This window comes from Algibacter sp. R77976 (assembly GCF_044594645.1).
GTDB lineage: Bacteria > Bacteroidota > Bacteroidia > Flavobacteriales > Flavobacteriaceae > Algibacter_B.
Genome location: NZ_CP138989.1, coordinates 643,202 through 659,844 on the forward strand (window position 1 = coordinate 643,202; position 16,643 = coordinate 659,844).

Genomic DNA, 16,643 nt, shown 5'->3' on the forward strand with positions numbered 1-16,643 from the left:
CTATATCATTTTCAAATTATAATAATAAATTAAAACAGTTATTGTTGTCCTAGTGTAAAAACAGGATTTAGTTTAGCATCTAAATGAAGCCAAAAGCTTAAAGCCAATGGAACATTGCTAATTCAACAGAACGTAAACTATTACAAAATGGCAGTAGAAGTAAAAGAATTACTTGAAGCAGGTGTACACTTCGGACACCTTACACGTAAGTGGGATCCAAATATGGCACCTTACGTTTATATGGAGCGTAACGGTATCCATATTATAAACCTATACAAAACAGCGGCTAAAATTGACGAAGCCGGAGCAGCACTTGCTAAAATTGCAGCTTCAGGACGTAAAATTTTATTCGTTGCAACAAAAAAACAAGCAAAAGATATTGTTGCTGAAAAAGCTGGCGAAATTAACATGCCTTACATCACAGAAAGATGGCCAGGTGGAATGTTAACTAACTTTGTTACTATTAGAAAAGCGGTTAAAAAAATGGCTTCTATTGATAGAATGAAGAAAGACGGTACGTTCATGACATTATCTAAAAAAGAGCGTTTACAAGTTGATCGTTTAAGAGCTAAGTTAGAGAAAAACTTAGGTTCTATTACAGATATGACGCGTTTACCAGGTGCTTTATTTGTTGTAGATATTAAGCGTGAGCATATCGCGATTAAAGAAGCTCAAAAATTAAACATTCCAATTTTTGCAATGGTTGATACTAACTCTGACCCACGTCAGGTTGATTATGTTATCCCTGCAAATGATGATGCTTCTAAATCGATTGATAAAATCTTAACGCATGTAGCATCTGCTGTATCTGGTGGATTAGCAGAACGTAAGGCTGAAAAAGACGCTAAAGATTCTGCAAAAGAAACAGCTCCTAAAGCTGAAGCAAAAGCAGAGGTAGCTGTTGAAAAAGCTGCTCCTAAAGCTAAAGCTGCTCCAGCTAAAAAAGCTGTAGCTGAAGAAGAAGAATAAATAACATTAATACAACATAATTAAGTCGTTTAATTCTTTTCTTTATTGAAAATTATATTGAACGACTTTTTTAAATTATAACTACTATGAGTACTACAGTAAAAGTTACAGCCCAAGAGGTAAACAAATTAAGACAAGCAACTGGTGCAGGAATGATGGACTGCAAAAAAGCTTTAGTAGAAGCTGAAGGTAATTTTGATAAAGCTATTGAAGTTCTTCGTAAAAAAGGACAAAAAGTAGCTGAAAAAAGAGCCGATAGAGATTCATCTGAAGGCGCTGCTGTTTCTAAAATAAATGCAGACAACACACAAGGTGTTGCTATTGTTTTAGGATGTGAAACTGATTTTGTTGGTAAAAACGAAAGCTTTTTAGCTTTAGCAAATCAATTTGCTGATATCGCTTTAAACCATAATACAAAAGAAGAATTTTTAGCTGCCGATTTTGGTGGTATGACAGTTGCTGAAAAATTAGTTGAGCAAACTGGTGTTGTTGGTGAAAAATTAGAAATCAACGCTTTTGAGAAATTAGAAGCTGCTTATGTTGGTACTTATGTTCACATTAACAAAATTGCTGCTTTAGTTGGTTTATCTGCTAAAGTTGATAACGCTGAGGTATTAGTTAAAGATGCAGCTATGCAAGTAGCTTCTATGGGAGCAACTTCATTATCTTATAAAGATTTTGATCCTGCATTCGTAGCATCTGAAACTGAAGCTAGAATCGCTGTTATCGAAAAAGATAATATCGAATTAGGACGTTTAGGTAAAACACTTAAAAATGTACCTCAATATATTTCTATGGCACAATTAACTCCTGAAGTTATTGCTGCTGCTGAAGAAGATGCAAAAGCAGAATTAAAAGCTGAAGGTAAACCAGAACAAATCTGGGATAGAATTTTACCAGGAAAAATGGAGCGTTACATTTCTGATAACACAACTTTAGATCAAGAACAATGTTTATTAGATCAAAAGTTTATCAAAGATGAAAAGAAAACTGTTGCTGAATATGTTTCTTCTTATGGAGACGTAGAAATCTCAGGTTTCAAACGTGCTTCTGTAGGATAATCTATTCCGCGAAAGCGAATATCCAATAAAAATTAAACCACTATTCTAATTAAGAATAGTGGTTTTTTTTATTCAAAAAATCCAGTTTCATATAAATTCAAAAAATAAAAAAATTGTGTAGCTTTGTGCAACCTCAAAAAATTAATATAAATAACCATGAAATACAAAAGAATACTTCTAAAACTATCTGGTGAAGCCTTAATGGGAGAACGCCAATACGGTATAGACCCAGATCGATTAGCAGAATATGCTCAAGATATTAAAACAATTACCGATACAGGTGTAGAAGTTGCCATAGTTATAGGTGGTGGTAATATTTTTAGAGGTGTTGCTGGCGCAAGCAAAGGTATGGATCGCGTACAAGGAGACCACATGGGCATGCTTGCTACTGTTATTAATGGTTTGGCATTACAAGGAGCTTTAGAAGATGCTGATATACCTACAAGATTGCAAACAGCTATTAAAATTAACGAAGTTGCAGAACCTTTTATAAGAAGAAAAGCCATGCGTCATCTAGAAAAAGGTCGTGTTGTAATTTTTGGTGGTGGTACTGGAAACCCTTATTTTACTACAGATTCTGCAGCCGTTTTACGCGCAATAGAAATTGAAGCCGATGTTATTTTAAAAGGAACTCGTGTTGATGGTATTTATAATGCAGACCCTGAAAAAGACACAAATGCTGTGAAATTTAACTCTATCTCTTTTGATGATGTTTTAAGAAAAGGCTTAAAAGTAATGGACACAACAGCATTTACACTTAGTCAAGAAAATGAATTACCTATTATTGTTTTTGATATGAACAAAAAAGGAAACCTACTTAAAGTAGTTTCTGGAGAAAATATAGGAACGGTTGTAAACGTATAAAATTTGGCGTAATTTTTGAACCATTATATATAATTTGAAAAAAGTTTAAGACAATGAACGAAGACATACAATTTATATTAGACAGCACTAAGGAATCTATGGATAACGCTTTAGCGCATCTTAAAAAACAATTTTTAAACATTAGAGCTGGTAAAGCTAGCCCATCTATGTTAGGAAGTGTTATGGTTGATTATTATGGATCTCAAACACCTCTTAGCCAAGTTGCAAATGTTAATACGCCCGATGGTAGAACCATTACGGTTCAGCCTTGGGAAAAAAACATGCTTCAAGAAATAGAACGTGGTATTGCCTATGCTAACCTAGGGTTTAACCCAATGAATAATGGTGAAACTATTATTATAAATGTACCGCCATTAACAGAAGAACGTCGTAGAGATTTAGCAAAACAAGCTAAGTCGGAAGCAGAAGATGCAAAAGTAAGCATTAGAACCGCTCGTAAAGATGCTATGAACGATGTTAAAAAGAATGATGATGTATCTGAAGATTTAAAGAAAAATGCTGAAATAGACATACAACAAATAACAGATAATCACGTTAAAAAAGTTGATGAACTTTTCGATATTAAAGAAAAAGAAATCATGACTGTTTAACAGCAATTAAATAATAAAGGCGACATTTTAGTCGCTTTTTTTATCAAACTTTTTAGCTCTTAGGGTTATAGCGCATGTTTAAGTATTATTCTATTTTGATATTCATGATTTGCACAACCTTAGTGCAAGCGCAATCTTTCCATAAAAAAGACTTAGAACCTAAACAAGATTCTATTAAAAAGAGAGCATTATTAAAAAGTCTTGGAAATGGTTTTTTACCTTCGAAACACTTTAATCTCGATTTAAGATATTTAATAAAATACAATCAATATGAAGGTGTAAGAACTGGTATTGGTGGTGTTACTAACCGTGCATTTTCAGAAAAATATAGACTCAATTCTTATGTAGTTTATGGATTTAGAGATCATCGTTTTAAATATAGTATTGGTGGTGGCTTTCGAATAGCAGAAAAAACAAAAACTTGGCTCAACTTATCTTATACAGATGATTTACAAGAAACTGGCAGCACAAAATTCCTGACAGACAAACGGTATTTTCAGTTTTTCGAACCACGTTTATTAAATATAAGTTTATTCCATAAACATATTACAAAGGCCATAAATTTAGAACATCAAATAACTCCCAAGCTTTTATCTGAAACAGAATTAGCTATTAGCAATATAGATCCAACCTATAATTACAATTATCTTTTAGATAATATTCCTATTAACTCTTTTCACTTAAGCACCGCTAAAGTAGGTTTACAATGGAGACCTTTTAGTACTTTTAAATCCTCTAAAAAGGGAACAAAAGAAACTAAAGATGGATACCCTAAATTTACATTACAATACACTAAAAGTTTTAAAGATGTTTTTGGAAGTAATTTTGGGTTTTCAAAATTTGATTTTAGAACCCTCTGTAAAATTGGCGATGAGAAAGGTGAGTTTTCAGAAATCACATTAGTAACAGGAATTACTAAAGGCAATACACCCCTAACCCATTTATACCACGCTTATCCAAACAATATTACTAAAGAAACTATACTTCAACGTTTTTCTGTTGCAGGTTTAAATAGTTTCGAAACCATGTATTTTAATGAATTTTTTTCAGATAAGTTCGCGACATTTCAATTGAAACATTATTTAAAACCATTTAATGTTTCAGAGCATTATAAACCACAAATGGTTTTAATTACCCGATTTGCAATTGGAGAAATGGATAATCCTGAAAAACATCAAAATATCACTTTTGGTTCTTTAGAAAAAGGGTATACAGAATCCGGTTTTGAACTTAATAAGCTCTTATTTGGTTTTGGTTTAAGTTTCACATATCGCTATGGCAGTTACCATTTGCCAGAATTTAGTGATAATGTTGCATTTAAGTTTACATTTAACGTGTCATTATGAGGTATTATGCTTGTTTTTTCTACCTTTGCGCATCTTTTTAACTAATGCATGTTTAAACTTTTTACAAAGAATTTTTGGGATATAACGGCTAGACTGATTTTACGTAATAAAATCGCTATTCTTATTGGTATTCTTTTGGTAACAATTTTATTTAGTCGCCAATGGGACAATATGCGTTTAGCATATAGTGAAGCCAATATGTTACCCGATAATCACGAGGTAAATATCACCTACAACAACTTTCTAAAAACCTTTGGTGAAGAAGGTAATCTTATTGTGCTTGGGGTAAAAGACACTACTTTATTTAGCGTTGAAAAACTAAATGCATGGAATAAACTTTCAGAAGATTTTAAAAAAAATGAAGCTGTAGAAGCCGTAGTTTCAATAAAAGATCTTCAAAAACTAATAAAGGATACAAAAAACGAAAAATTTAAATTAGAGCCTTTCATTAAAGATACAATTACCTCTTTAGCTCAAATTGAAACCTTACAAACAGAACTTTTTGAAAAGTATCCGTTTTACGATAACTTCTTATTTAATAAAGACACCAAAACAATAAGAACTGCCATTTACATGGAAAAAGCCATTGTAAATACTTCGGCAAGAAAAGATTTTATTGTAGATGTTTTAATTCCTAAAATTAAAGATTTTGAAAGCCAAAATAATTTAGATGTACGAATATCTGGTATGCCATATATTAGAACGCTTAATTCGCAAAACATAGTAGATGAAATAAGTACATTTATTCTAGCGGCATTATTAGTTACTTCTGTTATTTTCTTTTTCTTTTTTAGATCTTTTAGAGCCACGTTAATTTCGATGGTTGTTGTTTGCATTGGTGTTATGTGGACCTTGGGAATTATAGGATACTTAAACTACGAAGTAAGTGTTTTAACCGCCTTAATACCTCCACTTATAATTGTAATTGGTATTCCTAATTGTATTTTCTTAATTAATAAATACCAACACGAAGTAAAGCTTCATGGTAATAAAGTAAAATCGCTACAACGTGTTATTACCAAAATTGGTAATGCTACATTAATGACTAATGTAACTACAGCTTCTGGTTTTGCTACATTTATTCTTACAGAAAGTAAGCTCTTAAAAGAGTTTGGGGTTGTAGCATCATTAAGCATATTAGCCATTTTTATTCTTTGTATACTTATAATTCCAATTATTTATAGCTTTTTACCTTATCCTAAAGATCGACATTTAGAACATCTTAATAAACGTTGGATTGGCGGGTTTGTTAATTGGATGGAGCTTATGGTTAGGAAAAAACGAATTGCAATTTATGTTACCTCTATTGTTTTATTAATTGTAAGCATTATTGGTATTTATCAAATAAAGACATCTGGTAGTTTAATTGAAGACATGCCACAAGAGTCGGAATTTGTAAATGACATTCGCTTTTTTGAAAATGAGTTTAATGGTATCATGCCTTTAGAAATCATGATAGATACTAAGCGTAAAAAGGGCGTTATGAAACTATCCACACTTAAACGTATGGATCAGCTTGAAGAATTAATTTATGAAACTCCAGAACTTTCAAAACCTATTTCGGTAGTTGGCCTAGTTAAATACTCCAAACAAGCCTATTATAATGGCAACACAAAATATTATCAGCTTCCAACTTCTCAAGAAAACAGTTTCATTTTATCGTATGCTAAAAACTCTACTTCTAACGTCGATTTACTTAATGATTTTGTAGATAGTACGGGACAATATGCTCGTATCACTACGTTTATGAAAGATGTAGGTACTGAAAAAATGGAACGTATTGAAGAAAATTTACAAGCTAAAATAGATAAAGTTTTTCCAAAAGAACGTTATGATGTTATCATGACTGGAAAAGCATTATTATTCCAGAAAGGAACAAAATATTTAGTTAAAAACTTAGTAATATCATTAACCTTAGCCATACTATTAATTGCAATATTTATGGCCTACATGTTCCGTTCAGGACGAATGATTGTTGTTTCACTAATACCAAATTTATTACCACTTTTAGTAACAGCAGGTTTAATGGGTTATATAGGTGTTCCTATAAAACCATCTACAATTTTGGTGTTTAGTATTGCTTTTGGTATTTCGGTAGATGATACTATTCATTTTTTAGCGAAATACAGACAAGAACTTCAAGCGAATAACTGGAAAATTAAAGTCTCGGTATATGGCGCTTTACGCGAAACAGGCGTAAGTATGTTTTATACTTCAATTGTTCTATTTTTTGGTTTCTCTGTTTTTACAATTTCAAGTTTTGGAGGTACCGTTGCTTTAGGCGCTTTAGTTTCAGCCACATTGCTATTTGCTATGTTATCTAATCTGTTGCTGTTACCTTCACTTTTACTTTCTCTAGAACGTAGTATAGCTAATAAGCAAGTTTTAAGAAAACCTTCAATAAATATTATTCCTGAAGAGGACGAAACTGAAGTCTAATTTTAACACAAAAGTTTTTAGAATTTAGTCTCTAATGCTACTGGATTTAATATTTGAAAATTTTATATTTACATTATAAAATTTATAAATATGCAATCAAGAAACGTTTCAGAATTGTTATCGCAAGATATAATTATACCAGAAGTTGAAATTAAAGGTTGGGTAAGAACTTTTAGAGCAAATCGTTTTATTGCTTTAAACGATGGTTCTACTTTAAATAATATACAATGTGTAGTTGATTTCGAAAATTTCGACGAAGCACTATTAAAAAGAATTACTACTGGTGCTGCCATTCATGTAAAAGGAGAGCTTGTTGAAAGTCAAGGCAAAGGCCAAAAAGTTGAAATAAAGGTTAGCGAATTAACTGTATTGGGAGATTCTGATCCAGAAACGTACCCTATTCAACCTAAAAAACACTCTTTTGAGTTTTTACGTGAAAATGCCCATTTACGCACTAGAACAAATACATTTAGTGCTGTAATGCGATTGCGTTCTGCTTTATCCTTTGCAATCCATAAATATTTTAATGATAATGGGTTTTATTATACACATACACCAATAATTACAGGAAGTGATGCTGAAGGTGCTGGTGAAATGTTTAAAGTATCTAGTCTTGATGCTAAAAACCCGCCTTTAAATGAAGAAGGGGAAATTGATTATACAAAAGACTTTTTTGGAAAAGAAACCAACTTGACCGTTTCGGGGCAATTAGAAGCAGAAACGTATGCCATGTCTTTAGGTAAGGTTTATACATTCGGACCAACATTCAGGGCTGAAAACTCGAATACATCTCGCCATTTGGCTGAATTCTGGATGATTGAACCAGAAGTCGCCTTTATGGATCTTGCCGGAAATATGGATTTAGCTGAAGACTTTATGAAATCGGTTATAAAACATGTGCTTGATAATAACCGTGAAGACTTAGAGTTTTTAGATAAACGCCTTCAAGACGAAGAGAAAACAAAACCACAAGCCCAACGAAGCGATATGACTTTAATTGAAAAATTAAACTTCGTTACAGACAACAATTTTAAACGCGTTAGTTATACTGAAGCTATTGATATCTTGCGTAATTCAAAACCTAATAAAAAAAAGAAATTCAAATACTTAATTAACGAATGGGGTGTTGATTTACAAAGTGAACATGAACGTTTTCTAGTTGAAAAACACTTTAAATGTCCAGTTATTTTATTTGATTATCCAGCAAATATAAAAGCATTTTATATGCGTTTAAATGAAGATGGAAAAACAGTTCGTGCTATGGATATTCTTTTTCCAGGTATTGGTGAAATAGTTGGTGGTGCACAACGTGAAGAACGACTAGATGTTTTAAAAGAACGCATGGCCGCTATAGATATTCCAGAAGAAGACCTTTGGTGGTATTTAGATTTGCGAAAATTTGGTACTGCAGTACACTCTGGATTTGGACTTGGTTTTGAGCGTTTAGTAATGTTTGCAACTGGTATGAGTAACATAAGAGATGTTATTCCTTTCCCTAGAACGCCGCAAAATGCAGAATTTTAAAAATTAAAATTAAAAAAGGTAAACTTGGTACGACTTTGGTATACTAATCCCTTTTTATATCTTTGAGTAACAACCTGAATAAACCACATGCTTAAACAATACTTACAGTTTAAATTATCACAAAAGCTATCGCCACAGCAAATTCAATTAATGAAATTGATACAGCTGCCTACGCAAGCTTTCGAACAGCGATTAAAGCAAGAATTAGAAGAAAACCCTGCTTTAGAAGGTGGTAAGGAAGACAGTAAAGATGATTTAGATTCTGATTTTGACAATACTTCAGAAGATTATGATGACAATGAATCTATTAATGCAGAAGATATTAATGTTGATGAATATTTAAGTGATGATGAAATTCCTGATTATAGAACTCAGGTTAATAATTATAGTAGTGACGATGAAGAAAAAACAATGCCTTACGCAGCTGGCACTTCATTTACACAACATTTAGTAAATCAATTAAATACCTACAGACTTTCTGACCAAGAGCGTGATATTGCAGAGTTCTTAGTTGGAAGTGTTGGTGAAAGCGGATATATTAGACGGGAATTAAGTGATATTGTAGACGATTTAGCATTTACCCAAAGTGTATACACAGAAGAAGCTGAAGTTGCTAAAGTATTAAAAATTGTACATCAATTAGACCCTGCTGGTGTTGGTGCTAGAAACTTACAAGAATGCTTAAGTATTCAATTACATAGAAAGGAAAAAACAGCAGATACAGAATTAGCTATAAACATTATTGATAACGCTTTTGATAAATTCACAAAAAAGCATTACAAAAAATTACTCAGCAAATTTGATATAACTGAAACTCAGTTAAAAGCTGCTATAACAGAAATTGAGCACTTAAATCCTAAACCTGGAGGTTCTTATGCCGGGAATAATAGAATTGTAGAACATGTAGTTCCAGATTTTGCTATTAAAATTGTTGAAGGTGAGTTAGAATTAACGTTAAATGGAAGAAACGCACCAGAACTTCATGTTTCCAGAGAGTATAATAATATGCTTAAAGGCTATAAAGATTCTAAAGACAAGTCGAAATCTCAAAAAGATGCCGTTATCTTTATTAAGCAAAAATTAGATGCCGCAAAATGGTTTATAGAAGCCATAAAGCAACGTCAGCAAACGTTATTTGTTACCATGAGTGCTATTATGCATTATCAAAAAGAATACTTTTTAACAGGCGATGAGCGTAATTTAAAGCCTATGATTCTTAAAGATATAGCTGATGAAATACATATGGATGTTTCAACAGTTTCAAGAGTCGCAAATAGCAAATATGTAGATACACCCTATGGTACCAAGCTGATCAAGGAATTCTTTTCTGAGTCTATGAAGAACGATCAAGGTGAAGATGTTTCTACAAGAGAAATAAAGAAAATACTTGAAACGGTTATTGAAGAAGAAAACAAGAAAAAACCATTAACCGATGAAACCTTAGCTGGAATATTAAAAGAAAAAGGATATCCTATTGCTAGGCGTACGGTTGCAAAATATAGAGAGCAACTAGACATACCTGTAGCACGTTTACGCAAAAAAATATAATGAATAGCCTATTAAAGAGTATCTCATATATTTTTCATCCACTTATAATGCCTTTATTAGGTGTTCTTTTTTATTTCTCAAAATCACCACGTTTTATTCCAAGTGAAATTATTCAGGCAAAGATTGTCTCACTTTTTATTTTAACAATTATACTTCCAATTTTACTCTATTTAATACTGAAATTAATAGGGTTAGTTAATACGGTTAATCTTAAAACAACTAAAGAGCGTATTTACCCATTAATACTTAACTGTATTGTTATTATATTAGTTTTACAGCGTATACTAACACCAGCTCAGTCTATAGAACTTGTTGAGCTTTACTTTTTCTTTATTGGCATACTTATATCTAATATGGCTTGTTTACTGCTTGCTATAATGAAGTTTAAAGCGAGTATTCATATGATAGCTATATCTGGAGTAATTATGTTTTTTATAGCGCTTAGTATCCATTTTAGTATTAATATAAATGGAACACTAGCTTTAATGTTTATTATTATGGGTGCAATTGCTACATCAAGACTTCATTTAAAGGCACATACTTATGTAGAATTAATAATAGGAGTTTTTATTGGTATTATACCTCAACTCATTTTGGTAACATATTGGTTATAATATATAGAACATGAGTCCAATCTTAATCGCATTCATATCTATATTCTCAGCATTTAATTGAGCATCCTGAGAAAAAATTGGATTAAGAGCATAATAAAAATAAACATTCCAAGTGTTATAGCCCGCACTTAAGGTTAAACCATATTGGAAAGTATTAAAATCTTTAATATTTGTGAATTTTAAATCACCTAAATCGCCTTTATATTTGGCAGAATTAGTTAATACATACCCAAATTTAAAACCTGTATAAATTCTCCAAAAATTATAATCTGTTGGTGTAGAAGTACGCCATCTAAATTCTATAGGAACTTCTATTAAATGACTTGAGAATTTATTTTTTGAGAATGTGTCACTATCTTCAATAATACTATAATCAAAATTATCTTCACTATTTTTATTTATGAGTAAGTCTTGATTAAAAGAATTTGCGAAATACCCTAAACCAATACCAATAGCAACATCCCTATCTTTATTAATAGGAATATCCTTGATAAAACCTAAATGAAACCCTAATGAAAATCCACTTTGATTAAGACCTTCAGGTATATTACCCAATAAATTATACGTCACACCTGCATAAAACTGATCTTCTTTATAAAGAGAATCGATTTCTTTTGTATTAATTTCTTGAGCAAAACATAATGTAAAGCTTGACAAGAAAAATAAAGCAACAAATATAGTCTTCATTAGGCTTACATTTTATAGCAGTAAAAGTATTAAAAATTAAAAGGCGTTTTGAAAAATCAAAACGCCTTTTAATAAAATTAAGAATGTAAATTAATTTCTTCCAAACACACTACCCTTTTTAGTAGTGTAATTTATTTTAAGTGCATTAACTTTACGTAATTCTTGTTTAATATCGCCAATTAATCCCATGTTAGCATCACTATCTACCTTTAAAGCAGTAGTTAAATACGGAACTAACTCTTCACGTTTTGAAGCGCGTTCGGCAGCAATAAAAGAAGCAATTTCTTTTACATCAGCAAATTTATCATTTAATTGAATCTTTGCTTCTGTACCATATTGCTTATAATTTTCACTTGGCTTACCTGCATAAATATACATTACCAAATCTTTTTTATCTAGCTTTTCTACTTGATCTGCGAACGGTAAATTATTCTCAATCATTAAAGTATTTTGCCTCATAACTGTGGCTACCATAAAAAAGAATAATAACATGAACACGATATCTGGTAAAGCTGCAGTATTAACTGCAGGTACACCACCATCTTTTTTCTTTTTAAATTTAGACATATTTATAAATGTTAAATTTTAATTTTGTACTTCTGAAAGCTTTTGAGGATAGTCAGATTTTATCTTGTCTATCTTCTCTTTTAGCTTGTCTTTATTTCCTGGCCAATCTACATTTTTGTAATCAGCTTCCATTTCGGTAAATGGTTTACCGTACAGAGCCATGGCTCTATCATCTCTTAACTCATTATAGGCTGCAACTAATTCATTCTGCACAGCAATATATGTTTTATAAGATGTTTCACGTTCGTTCTTTAGCGAAATAATAGCTTTATCTGGATTATCTGAAGATCCTGGATCTCTCTTTCCTTTACAATAATTACAAGATTTATCGCCACCATTATCTAAAAACTCTCTGGCTGCCTTTCTTAAATCCTTAAGTTCCATAATATTATCCTCAACAAGTAATTGATCTCGACCATTTAACAAAACGGTGAAAATATTTTTTTGTTTGATAACAACATCTACATCAGACTCTTCTATAGGAGGCAGTTTTCTGTTTATTCCAGAATCAGTCTCAATAGTTGTTGTAACTAGGAAGAAAATTAATAATAAGAAAGCAATGTCGGCCATTGAGCCTGCATTTACTTCTGGTGCTGCTCTTTTTGACATAATTTATTTATTAAATATTTTTTTTGCTCCACCAAATAACATAGATCCAATAGCTATAGCTCCAAGTAGATAAAAGGCATATAATCCAGCTCCAACATTTTTAGATTTATCTTCAGTAATATCCAACCCTTTTTCTGTAAAAGGTGTTAAATCTAAATCAGTACCAGATGATAAAGCATAAGATATTGCAATAACTGCTATAAATGCTCCAACTGTCATTAATGTTTTTTTAATGTCGCCAGTAAAAAGCCCTTTTAATACAAATAATAATACAATAGCTAATGTTAAGAACAATACAATGTAAGCAATGTACATAAATGTATTTACAGTACCAGCAGACTCTCCAGCCTTAATGGCATCGTCTCCAGCGCTAATAATCATGAACAGAAATACTGCCGAAAGCACTCCGACAATTCCCATTATGATTGTTAATATTTTTTGTGAATTCATAATTTTTAGTTTTTATATTATTACTTTTTGTTTCTAATTAATAGATCCATTAACGTGATAGAAGCATCTTCCATATTGTTAACAATGCTATCAATTTTAGCAATAATATAATTGTAAAAAATTTGAAGTATAATAGCTACTACTAAACCAAATACTGTTGTTAAAAGTGCTACTTTAATACCACCTGCAACAAGTGAAGGTTGCATATCACCAGCAGCTTCAATTTTATCGAATGCTTGAATCATACCAATTACCGTACCCATGAAACCAAGCATTGGCGCAAGAGCAATAAATAAAGATATCCAAGAAACATTTTTCTCTAATTGTCCCATTTGAACTCCACCATAAGCTACAACAGCTTTTTCAGCAGCTTCAATACCTTCGTCTGTTCTATCTAAACCTTGATAGTAAATAGAAGCGATAGGTCCTTTTGTATTTCTACAAACTTCTTTTGCAGCTTCAACACCACCAGAAGATAAAGCATCTTCTACTTCTTGTGTTAATTTCTTTGTGTTTGTTGTAGATAAGTTTAAAAAGATAATTCTTTCTATAGCAATTGCTAAACCTAGAATTAAACATAATAATACAATACCCATAAAGCCTGGGCCACCTTCAATAAACCTCTTTTTTAATTCTTGATGAAATCCAAGTTCTTCAGCAGGTGCTGCGTCGTCTTGTGTCATTGTTGTAACCGTTGTTACAGCTGTACTAGTGTTTGCAATTGTAGTTGCATTAGCAGTTCCGAATGCCACCATTACAGTTATGGCAAGGATTGAAAATAATCTTTTCATGTTCTCGATCTTAATTTTATTAGTTAAAGGGTTAAAGATATAAAAAAAAAGCAATTAAAAATAAAAAAAATCAGCAGAGAGGAAGGGATTCGAACCCTCGATACCCTTTTGAGGTATACACACTTTCCAGGCGTGCGCCTTCGACCACTCGGCCACCTCTCTTTATTTCATTATAATAATTACAGGGGTTCAAATAACAAAAAAAACTTTGAAGACTAAAACTTTTTGAGTTAATTTTAATGTAATTCTCCTCTTAAAGAGGTTTCGTATTTGATTTTGAACGCATTAGCCGAAATATTCTGCCCCAACAAATACATTAGTTTAGTCACAGCCGCCTCGGTAGTAATATCTTTACCGGAAATAACTCCTATTTCTTTCAAATTACTACTGGTCTCATAATGCCCCATCATAACGCTACCACCAGAACACTGTGTAACATTTATAATGTGTATCCCTTTTAAAATAGTTTCTTTTAAAAGATTAATAAACCAATTCTCAGTAGAGCAATTTCCAGCGCCGTAAGTTTCAATAATTACGGCTTTTAAGTTTGAAGTGTTTAAAATAGATTGTAAAATAGTTTTTGTGATACCAGGGTACAATTTTATAAGCGCGATATTTTCATCAAAATTCTTATTTACTTTAAGCCTTTTTTCAAGATTTGGTTTGAATAAATATTTATTATTAAATTTTAAGTGTACTCCAGATTCTGCCAAATCGGGGTAATTAAAAGATGCGAAAGCTTGAAAATGTTCTGCATTAAGTTTTGTTGTTCTATTGCCTCTATATAATTTGTATTCAAAATACAAACAGACTTCCTTCACCAATGCTTTTCCTTTATTTTGCATAGAGGCCACCTGGATAGATGTTATTAAATTTTCTTTAGCATCTGTACGCAAATCACCAATTGGTAACTGAGCGCCGGTAAACACAACGGGTTTAGCTAAGTTTTCTAACATAAAACTTAAAGCTGATGCAGAATAACTCATCGTATCACTACCATGAAGCACAACAAATCCATCAAAGTCTTCATAATTAGTTTCAATTAATTCAGCAATTTGAATCCAATATTTTGGATGCATGTTACTAGAATCTATTGGGTTTTTAAAAGAAACCGTTTCTATATCACAATCTAATAATTGCAATTCAGGAATTTTATCTAAAAGATTCTTGAAATTAAAGGTTTTTAAAACTCCTGTTTTAAAATCTTTCACCATACCTATGGTTCCACCTGTATAAATGAGAAGTATTTTTACTTTAGATTCAGTCATCAATTTAAATTTTAAAAACAGCTTTTGAATTCTGTGTTGTTGTTTCTGCAATAACCTCTTTCGGTACATTATAAATATCTGAAAGCTTTTCTAAAACCTTTATAATGTATCCGCTTTCATTTCGCTTACCTCTATATGGTACAGGTGCGAGATAAGGAGCATCGGTTTCTAATACAATATGATTTAAATCTATTTGATTTAAAAACTGATCTATTTTTCCATTTTTAAAAGTTGCAACGCCCCCAATACCTAATTTCATATTATAAGAAATGGCTCTATGAGCTTGATCTAATGTTCCTGTAAAGCAATGAAAAACCCCAAATAAATCCTCTCCTTTTTCAGTTTCAAGAACCTCAAAAATTTCATCAAAAGCTTCCCTACAATGAATGACGATAGGTAATTTATATTGTTTTGCCAATTGGATTTGATGCTGGAATGCTTTTCTCTGAATATTTAATGTCGATTTATCCCAATATAAATCAATTCCTATTTCGCCAACTGCGTAAAAAGACCTTTTTGATAACATTTCCTCAACGTGACTTATTTCTTCCTCATAATTATCTTTAACATGAGTTGGATGCAAACCCATCATTAAAAAAACATTACTGGGATAGTCTTTTTCGAGTTGAAGCATTGATTCTGTATAAGACGAATCAATTGCTGGAATAAAAAACCTTGAAACACCTTGTTCTATAGATCGATTAATCATTTCGTTTCTATCTTCATCAAAAGCTTCACTATATAAATGCGTGTGTGTGTCTGTAATTATCAAATGCTAAAAAATTAAGTTATACTATAGTGCTAAAATAATCGTTTTTATAGGATTATATTTGATTAAAAATAATAACATGGAAACGCTTCAACAATTTCTAGAGCAAAAACAGTATACCAAAATAAAACTACACCTTACTAAAACAAATCATTTTGAAATAAAAGCAACAATTAATGGCGAAAAAGGATTATTTATTTTAGATACAGGCGCATCTAGTTCTTGTGTTGGGTTTGAAGCTATAGACACTTTTAAACTTAAAGCAAAAGATTCCCTAATAAAAGCTGCAGGTGCTGGCGCTATTGATATGGATACTAAAACATCATCAAAAAACAAGATTAAAATTGGAAAATGGACTAACAGCAAGGTAGTTTTAGTATTATTTAATTTAACTCACGTAAATACAGCGCTTATTAATCATAACTCTAAGCCTGTTGATGGAATAATAGGTGCAGATATTTTAAAAAAAGGAAAAGCAGTAATAGATTATGAAAAGAAATATCTATATTTAAAGTTATAAATTAAT

At 31.5% G+C, this 16,643-nt stretch carries 17 protein-coding genes and 1 tRNA gene; 10 read left to right on the forward strand and 8 right to left on the reverse strand.

From position 1 onward, the window contains the following. The first annotated feature begins 147 nt into the window (after positions 1 to 147). The 9 genes from rpsB to SJY43_RS02835 all read left to right on the forward strand — a co-directional run bounded on the left by rpsB (position 148) and on the right by SJY43_RS02835 (position 10,976). Positions 148 to 969 (forward strand): 30S ribosomal protein S2, encoded by an 822-nt coding sequence (rpsB, locus tag SJY43_RS02795; RefSeq protein ID WP_396602326.1) that lies wholly within the window; start codon positions 148 to 150, stop codon positions 967 to 969. A gap of 86 nt (positions 970 to 1,055) precedes the next feature. Further along, positions 1,056 to 2,030: a translation elongation factor Ts gene (gene tsf / locus SJY43_RS02800; protein ID WP_396602327.1), complete on the forward strand. Its 975-nt coding sequence runs from the start codon at positions 1,056 to 1,058 to the stop codon at positions 2,028 to 2,030. 156 nt (positions 2,031 to 2,186) lie between these two features. After that, positions 2,187 to 2,894, forward strand: a complete 708-nt coding sequence (gene pyrH, locus SJY43_RS02805; protein WP_396602328.1) for a UMP kinase — start codon at positions 2,187 to 2,189, stop codon at positions 2,892 to 2,894. A 53-nt stretch (positions 2,895 to 2,947) separates the two neighbouring features. Next, positions 2,948 to 3,505, forward strand: coding sequence for a ribosome recycling factor (gene frr / locus SJY43_RS02810; protein ID WP_396602329.1), 558 nt, complete (start codon positions 2,948 to 2,950; stop codon positions 3,503 to 3,505). Between the two features lie 104 nt (positions 3,506 to 3,609). Next, on the forward strand, positions 3,610 to 4,851 hold the full coding sequence (locus SJY43_RS02815; RefSeq protein ID WP_396602330.1) for a DUF5686 family protein: 1,242 nt from the start codon (positions 3,610 to 3,612) through the stop codon (positions 4,849 to 4,851). A gap of 48 nt (positions 4,852 to 4,899) precedes the next feature. Then, a complete protein-coding gene (locus SJY43_RS02820) occupies positions 4,900 to 7,290 on the forward strand; it encodes an RND family transporter (protein WP_396602331.1) in 2,391 nt (796 codons plus the stop codon). Positions 7,291 to 7,380: 90 nt separating this feature from the next. Further along, a complete protein-coding gene (asnS, locus tag SJY43_RS02825) occupies positions 7,381 to 8,814 on the forward strand; it encodes an asparagine--tRNA ligase (protein ID WP_396602332.1) in 1,434 nt (477 codons plus the stop codon). Between the two features lie 87 nt (positions 8,815 to 8,901). After that, on the forward strand, positions 8,902 to 10,362 hold the full coding sequence (gene rpoN / locus SJY43_RS02830) for an RNA polymerase factor sigma-54 (RefSeq protein WP_396602333.1): 1,461 nt from the start codon (positions 8,902 to 8,904) through the stop codon (positions 10,360 to 10,362). Further along, positions 10,362 to 10,976, forward strand: a complete 615-nt coding sequence (locus SJY43_RS02835) for a hypothetical protein (protein WP_396602334.1) — start codon at positions 10,362 to 10,364, stop codon at positions 10,974 to 10,976. Before rpoN ends, SJY43_RS02835 begins: the two co-directional genes overlap by 1 nt. On the opposite strand, the gene SJY43_RS02840 is transcribed toward SJY43_RS02835, so the two are convergent. The 8 genes from SJY43_RS02840 to SJY43_RS02875 form a co-directional block, all read right to left on the reverse strand. Further along, entirely contained in the window at positions 10,971 to 11,663 is a 693-nt protein-coding gene (locus SJY43_RS02840; RefSeq protein WP_396602335.1) for a porin family protein, read from the reverse strand. The genes SJY43_RS02835 and SJY43_RS02840 overlap by 6 nt on opposite strands. Before the next feature lie 90 nt (positions 11,664 to 11,753). Continuing rightward, positions 11,754 to 12,230 carry an ExbD/TolR family protein gene (locus tag SJY43_RS02845; RefSeq protein ID WP_396602336.1) on the reverse strand — a complete coding sequence of 159 codons (477 nt, stop codon included), beginning with the start codon at positions 12,228 to 12,230 and terminating at the stop codon, positions 11,754 to 11,756. An 18-nt stretch (positions 12,231 to 12,248) separates the two neighbouring features. Continuing rightward, on the reverse strand, positions 12,249 to 12,839 hold the full coding sequence (locus tag SJY43_RS02850; RefSeq protein ID WP_396602337.1) for an ExbD/TolR family protein: 591 nt from the start codon (positions 12,837 to 12,839) through the stop codon (positions 12,249 to 12,251). A 3-nt stretch (positions 12,840 to 12,842) separates the two neighbouring features. Beyond that, the gene (locus SJY43_RS02855; RefSeq protein ID WP_396602338.1) at positions 12,843 to 13,289 is read right to left on the reverse strand and encodes a hypothetical protein; all 447 of its coding nucleotides are present in this window, start codon (positions 13,287 to 13,289) and stop codon (positions 12,843 to 12,845) included. 20 nt (positions 13,290 to 13,309) lie between these two features. Continuing rightward, on the reverse strand, positions 13,310 to 14,080 hold the full coding sequence (locus SJY43_RS02860; RefSeq protein ID WP_396602339.1) for a MotA/TolQ/ExbB proton channel family protein: 771 nt from the start codon (positions 14,078 to 14,080) through the stop codon (positions 13,310 to 13,312). 74 nt (positions 14,081 to 14,154) lie between these two features. Further along, positions 14,155 to 14,242, reverse strand: a tRNA-Ser gene (locus tag SJY43_RS02865). A gap of 74 nt (positions 14,243 to 14,316) precedes the next feature. Next, entirely contained in the window at positions 14,317 to 15,348 is a 1,032-nt protein-coding gene (locus SJY43_RS02870) for an asparaginase (RefSeq protein ID WP_396602340.1), read from the reverse strand. 4 nt (positions 15,349 to 15,352) lie between these two features. Then, positions 15,353 to 16,120: a TatD family hydrolase gene (locus SJY43_RS02875; protein ID WP_396602341.1), complete on the reverse strand. Its 768-nt coding sequence runs from the start codon at positions 16,118 to 16,120 to the stop codon at positions 15,353 to 15,355. 76 nt (positions 16,121 to 16,196) lie between these two features. Here SJY43_RS02875 and SJY43_RS02880 point away from each other — a divergent pair, with 76 nt between their 5' ends. Beyond that, a complete protein-coding gene (locus SJY43_RS02880) occupies positions 16,197 to 16,637 on the forward strand; it encodes a TIGR02281 family clan AA aspartic protease (RefSeq protein ID WP_396602342.1) in 441 nt (146 codons plus the stop codon). Positions 16,638 to 16,643 lie beyond the last annotated feature (6 nt).

Coding starts and splice junctions, on each gene's coding strand:
- SJY43_RS02860 (WP_396602339.1), bottom strand. CDS start 14,080: ATGAAAAGATTATTTTCAATCCTTGCCATAACTGTAATGGTGGCATTC.
- asnS (WP_396602332.1), top strand. CDS start 7,381: ATGCAATCAAGAAACGTTTCAGAATTGTTATCGCAAGATATAATTATA.
- SJY43_RS02820 (WP_396602331.1), top strand. CDS start 4,900: ATGTTTAAACTTTTTACAAAGAATTTTTGGGATATAACGGCTAGACTG.
- SJY43_RS02840 (WP_396602335.1), bottom strand. CDS start 11,663: ATGAAGACTATATTTGTTGCTTTATTTTTCTTGTCAAGCTTTACATTA.
- pyrH (WP_396602328.1), top strand. CDS start 2,187: ATGAAATACAAAAGAATACTTCTAAAACTATCTGGTGAAGCCTTAATG.
- rpoN (WP_396602333.1), top strand. CDS start 8,902: ATGCTTAAACAATACTTACAGTTTAAATTATCACAAAAGCTATCGCCA.
- tsf (WP_396602327.1), top strand. CDS start 1,056: ATGAGTACTACAGTAAAAGTTACAGCCCAAGAGGTAAACAAATTAAGA.
- SJY43_RS02880 (WP_396602342.1), top strand. CDS start 16,197: ATGGAAACGCTTCAACAATTTCTAGAGCAAAAACAGTATACCAAAATA.
- rpsB (WP_396602326.1), top strand. CDS start 148: ATGGCAGTAGAAGTAAAAGAATTACTTGAAGCAGGTGTACACTTCGGA.
- SJY43_RS02855 (WP_396602338.1), bottom strand. CDS start 13,289: ATGAATTCACAAAAAATATTAACAATCATAATGGGAATTGTCGGAGTG.
- SJY43_RS02870 (WP_396602340.1), bottom strand. CDS start 15,348: ATGACTGAATCTAAAGTAAAAATACTTCTCATTTATACAGGTGGAACC.
- SJY43_RS02815 (WP_396602330.1), top strand. CDS start 3,610: ATGATTTGCACAACCTTAGTGCAAGCGCAATCTTTCCATAAAAAAGAC.
- SJY43_RS02850 (WP_396602337.1), bottom strand. CDS start 12,839: ATGTCAAAAAGAGCAGCACCAGAAGTAAATGCAGGCTCAATGGCCGAC.
- frr (WP_396602329.1), top strand. CDS start 2,948: ATGAACGAAGACATACAATTTATATTAGACAGCACTAAGGAATCTATG.
- SJY43_RS02835 (WP_396602334.1), top strand. CDS start 10,362: ATGAATAGCCTATTAAAGAGTATCTCATATATTTTTCATCCACTTATA.
- SJY43_RS02845 (WP_396602336.1), bottom strand. CDS start 12,230: ATGTCTAAATTTAAAAAGAAAAAAGATGGTGGTGTACCTGCAGTTAAT.